Raw genomic sequence first — 4,724 nt, 5'->3', positions numbered from 1 at the left:
GGGGCCGGACCTGTTCACACTCGCCGCAGGCAACGGTCTACATCGGTCTGCCCACGTTCCTCAGATCGCAGCCCGCACCACCGATGCGTAGACTGGATGAAAGTCTCCCGTGTCTCCCCATAAGATCGCGATTCGGGTAGGAGACGCCATGTATTGCCCTCAATGCGGTAGCCAGGTTCCATATGGCGCCACCTTCTGTCCACGGTGCAGAAATAGAGTGCAAGATGCACCCCCGCCGCAACCCATGGAATATATGGAAGTAGAGGCGTTGGCGGAACTGCACCGCGGCGCGAGCCTAGTTTCGGGAATGCTCGGGGTCACCCCGGGCGGTATATGGAAGTGTAAATTCATCGCTCGCGTGCTGCATCCAGATGGCGGCTACGTGGCCATGACGGCGAACTTCGTGAAAATGAGCTCCACTCCAATTGAGCAACTCTCGGGTGGCGACAGAGTGGATGCTCAGAAGGAGTTGGATCAGATTCACGAAAGCGCTATCGCCAACGGTTTCACTCCGCTGCCTCGCGGAACGTTTTGGTATAGCTACAGGTATCAGCGGCCGTACAATCCAGATCTCGCAGAGTCACCTCCTTCAAGAGATGAACTCGTGAAAAAGGGCGACCTCCTGTATGAGGCAGGAAGCCCCGCCGAGGCGGTTGAATGCTATACCGCAGCCATATCCGCGGACCCTAATTATGGTTTCGCCTATGTCAAACGCGCAAACACCTTGCGCATGTCCGGCCACCGGGATCAAGCTCTTAACGATTGGCATCGTGCGGTTTCCCTAAGTAAAACCAAGGCGGGAGAGTCGAAGTGCCTCTATTTTCGAGCTGCAACGTATGAGGAATTGGAGCAGTGGCAGGCCGCTATCGAGGATTGCCGCAAGGTTAAACCGCGATACCTCGATGATGACCTCAAGGCTGCGCTATGGCACACCATGGGTCATTGCTATTTTGAGCTCAACGACCACAAGAGCGCACTCGAGTACCTTGATCGCGCAGTGAAGATTAACCCCGGAGAAGGTCACTTCCGAATAAGTCGCAGTGTCGTTTATCGCGCAGCTGGAAATTACGCTGCAGCAGCTAAGGATTGCGAATATGCACTCTCCAGGAATCCTGATGATGGTCGGGCGCGCAAGGAGCTGGAAAACGCTCGAAGGCATACGCCTGCGCGGTAACGGCGCCGGCTAGGAAGCCCGGAGAGTTACAGTCCAAAGCAGTGAGCGTTTTTCAACCTCACGCTGACGCGTGGTGAAGGACGAGGACAGCCTTCACGACGTCGGTGATTCGGTTGGTCTGCCGCGAAGCTTCCGTAGGAGGCGCCAGCCCTTGAGGGTGGCCATGGCCCGCTCGCCAAGGCAGCGGATCTTGGCGTGGGTGGTGTTGTGGCGGCGCTTCCATCTCTTGAGGCGACGACCCCGAAACGGTACCCGGACGGGTTCACCGGCCCCCTGGTACGCCTTGTCCGCCCAGCATTTGAGCCCCGCATCGGCGAGGGCTTCGATGATCCCGTGCTGTCGCGCGGCGGTCAGGTCGTGAGTCGAACCGGGCAGAGCCGGCGAGGCCCAGAGCAGCCGCCCGAACGGATCCGTGAGGACCTGGACGTTCATGCCGTGGCGTTTGTGTTTCCCGGAGTAGTACGGGGTGTCGGCGGCGATGCGGTCGATCGGCAGCAGGGTGCCGTAGAGGATGACGAACGCCTCGCCCGGATCGTCCTCATCGCCTCGGCCAGGGGCGGGGCAAGGGCGGACAGGACGTCGACGGCTTCACGTAAGTAGCGGTAAACGGTCGCGATCCCGATCCCGATCCCGAATCCGGCGGCGAGTTGGGCGTAGGTGTCACCGCACCGTAGATGGGCCAGGGCGAGCAGGGCCTGACGTGCGGCGGAAAGGCGCCGCCACCGCGTCCCGATCTCCTGCCGCCTGGCTGTCAGTTGTCCGGTCAGGAACCGCAGGGTGCGGCTGGACAGATCAGTCGAGGACGGGTAGACAAGCGCGCGAAGCTCCTGGCGGACACGGGTGATCTTGGTCGAGAACCCGTCGACCAGGGGCTTCGTCGTTGCGCAGGACTGTCCAACTCGCGGTCAACACCGCCAGCCTAGAAAAGGCTCATTGGCGCCTCACCCCTCGCGTTGATCGTGGCCCCAGGTAGTGCTATCGGGTGTGAGGTATGTGCAGGGCGGCGGGCTGACCGCAGTACCACCCCCACTCCATCGATGGCTGCCTCACCGGCACCGGCCTGACCCTGGAACCCCTGACTACCCGAGCCCGACACCACCAATTCAAGTTTCAGTATCAAGCAACTACGGTTCTTCGCCCGGGTCCTTGCTGGGGCTTCGCGCCTCCGCAGATTGGGGGCGACGAGCGGACTTAGGGGCGGCGATGAGTCGTTGTCTGGTCCCTGGCTGATGGCCTGGGCAACATGCCAACCTCTGGCGCCTGCACTATTCTTGACATATAGAACTACGCGAAAGGGTGGCACGAGAGGCGGCGGGTAAGCATGGCAAGCTGGGCAGCATGGCAGCGAATTTCAGACGGCAAGACGCTCTCAGGCCCTGGCGCTCACGGCGCTGTGGTCGTCAGTATTCGCGGCACAGACAATGCCGTGTATACGAATCGGTTCAATTCGGGTACGTCATGGGCAGGTTGGACTCCTGTCCCGGGAGTTGCGACGGATGCGACCCCGGGCTTCGGCAACTTCGGCGGCGCTCCCTCCATTTTCGTCCGAGGCTTTGTTAGCAGGATCTACTACAGCCAGTCCCAGGGAAGCGCTTGGAGTAATTGGATGGAGGTTCCGGGCGGTGGCCTGACTCCATCGGCTCCGGCGGTCGCCGACAACGTAGTGATGGTACGAGGCACTGATGACGGGATCCACTACAACGCTCTCGGCGGGTCTGGGTGGATAGGGTGGCACCGGGTCAGCGGCAATGGCCTGACGCCGTCAGCACCTGCAATTACGCGCTTCGGTGCAGGGTACTTCGCCGTCGTGCGCGGAACCGACAATTTGATTTACCATCAAAGCCTCGGCTCCGACTTCTCGACGTCAGGCGCGTGGCGCCCTGTTCCCGGGGGCGGGCAGACCCCTTCTGGGCCAGCGGTGGTAGGTTCGATGGTCGTAGTTCGAGGAACAGACAACGGCCTGCATTATAATTCGTTCGACGGGCTCAACACCAGGGTCCGTTGCAAGATCGCTTTCTGTCCGGGTTCATCCGGTGAGGCCGAGGGCGATCAGGGGTCTGCGGCAGTCGCGGGCGGTGTGACGTAGGGCGGCTGCGATGTTGGTCTGTCCGTCCTGGCGGTGGATGCCGATGGCGAGGTTGCGAAGCCCGGCCATGATCCGGGGCAGGTGGCCTGTGCGGATCTTGGAATCGTCCTCGCGGAAGGTGCGGTCGCGGACATGGTGGAGAAGATTTTCGATCTTCCAGTGTCCTTTGATCCATGCTGCGAGCTGGGCCCCGCTCGCGGTGCCGGGTGGCAGGCTGGTGATCAGGTAGACCCGCTCGATCGTCAGCTTGCCAGTGCTGAGATCCCTTCTCCAGCGCACGGCTTGGAGGGCCTGCTTCGCGTCGGGGTAGTCGATGTGAGCGAAGGTCGCGGTCTTCAGGCGGCGGATCTCCTGGCGGTGGTGGGCGCGGGTGCGCTCGTAGTGGTCGAGGTCGATCTCCTGCCAGGGAAGCCGGCGGATGCGGTCGAGCAAGCCGGGGTGGTTGGCCTTGACGACGGCGATGTAGTGGGCGCCGCGGGCGCGGAGATAGGTGCCTTGGACGTGCTGGGTGTGCAGGGCGTCAGCGGTGATCACCGTGCAGGAGAGGTCAACGGTGTTCAACAGGGGTGCGAAGGCTGGGATTTCGTTGCTTTTGTCGGAGACCTGGCGCTGGGCGAGGACGCTGCCGGTGTGGTCCATCGCGGCCAGCAGGGTGATGGCCGGGGCGGTGGCCGTGCGCGAGCCGCGCAGTACTTTCCCGTCGACGGCGATCGCCCGCAGCCCGGCGGTCGTGGGGGCGGCGCGGGCGGTGAGGAAGGCGCCGATCGCCTGGTCGAGGGCGTCGCCGTCGAGCTGGACCAACAGCCGGCGCAGGGTATGAGGGTGCGGTACGGACACGGCCCCGGTCAGCGGATTGACGGGGAAACCGAGCGCCCGGCAGGCCCACACCGGAGCGTCCGCGATCCACTCGGTCATCGCTGTCAGCGAGCGGGCGCCCGCCAGCACGCTCGCTGCTGCGGCGGTCACCAGCGCGGCCAGCAGATAACGGCGTCCACGCAGCCCGCGCGGGTCGGGCATCAGGTCCAGAAACCCGGACAGAGCGACCGCGTCCGGCAGAGGGGCCGGCGAGGAGAGCAGGGCCAGTTGATCCAGACCGCGGGGCATGAGAGAAGATGCAGAAGCAGGCACGGACTCGCCAAGTGTTCATGGGACGTAGACACTCACATGATCACCGAGGCCGTGCCTGCGCTGCGTCCGCCCTCACCCAAAGCGGGGTACCCCGCCCAGTTCCGCCCCCCTCCGGCGAACCGGGCGAACGCTGATCTTGCAACGGACCCTGGGCTCAACACGTGGGACGGATGGCGCGAGGTTTCAGGTGGCGGGCGCACACCAGATTCGCCAGCGCTCGCGCACGCCTCCGGCTTCTTGACGCTGGTTGTCCGGGGAACGGACGATGGAGTCTGGTACAACTTCTTTAGCTGATCGCTAGGCCGTCCCAGCGGTAGCGACAAGACGCTCGCCGGT

General features: G+C 63.3%; 2 protein-coding genes and 1 pseudogene. 1 reads left to right on the top strand and 2 read right to left on the bottom strand.

Going from position 1 to position 4,724, the window contains the following annotated elements:
* Positions 1-268 precede the first annotated feature (268 nt).
* Positions 269-1,174, top strand: coding sequence for a tetratricopeptide repeat protein (locus ABZT03_RS43100; protein WP_356049637.1), 906 nt, complete (start codon positions 269-271; stop codon positions 1,172-1,174).
* Between the two features lie 58 nt (positions 1,175-1,232).
* Here ABZT03_RS43100 and ABZT03_RS43095 read toward each other — a convergent pair.
* Positions 1,233-2,019 (bottom strand): annotated as a pseudogene (locus ABZT03_RS43095) (transposase family protein).
* Between the two features lie 1,181 nt (positions 2,020-3,200).
* Positions 3,201-4,364: an ISAs1 family transposase gene (locus ABZT03_RS43090; protein ID WP_356049635.1), complete on the bottom strand. Its 1,164-nt coding sequence runs from the start codon at positions 4,362-4,364 to the stop codon at positions 3,201-3,203.
* Positions 4,365-4,724 lie beyond the last annotated feature (360 nt).

This window comes from Streptomyces sp. NPDC005574 (assembly GCF_040605435.1).
Lineage (GTDB): Bacteria > Actinomycetota > Actinomycetes > Streptomycetales > Streptomycetaceae > Streptomyces.
The sequence above is the reverse complement of the archived record's forward strand: the minus strand, read 5'-3'. Positions and strand labels throughout refer to the sequence as shown.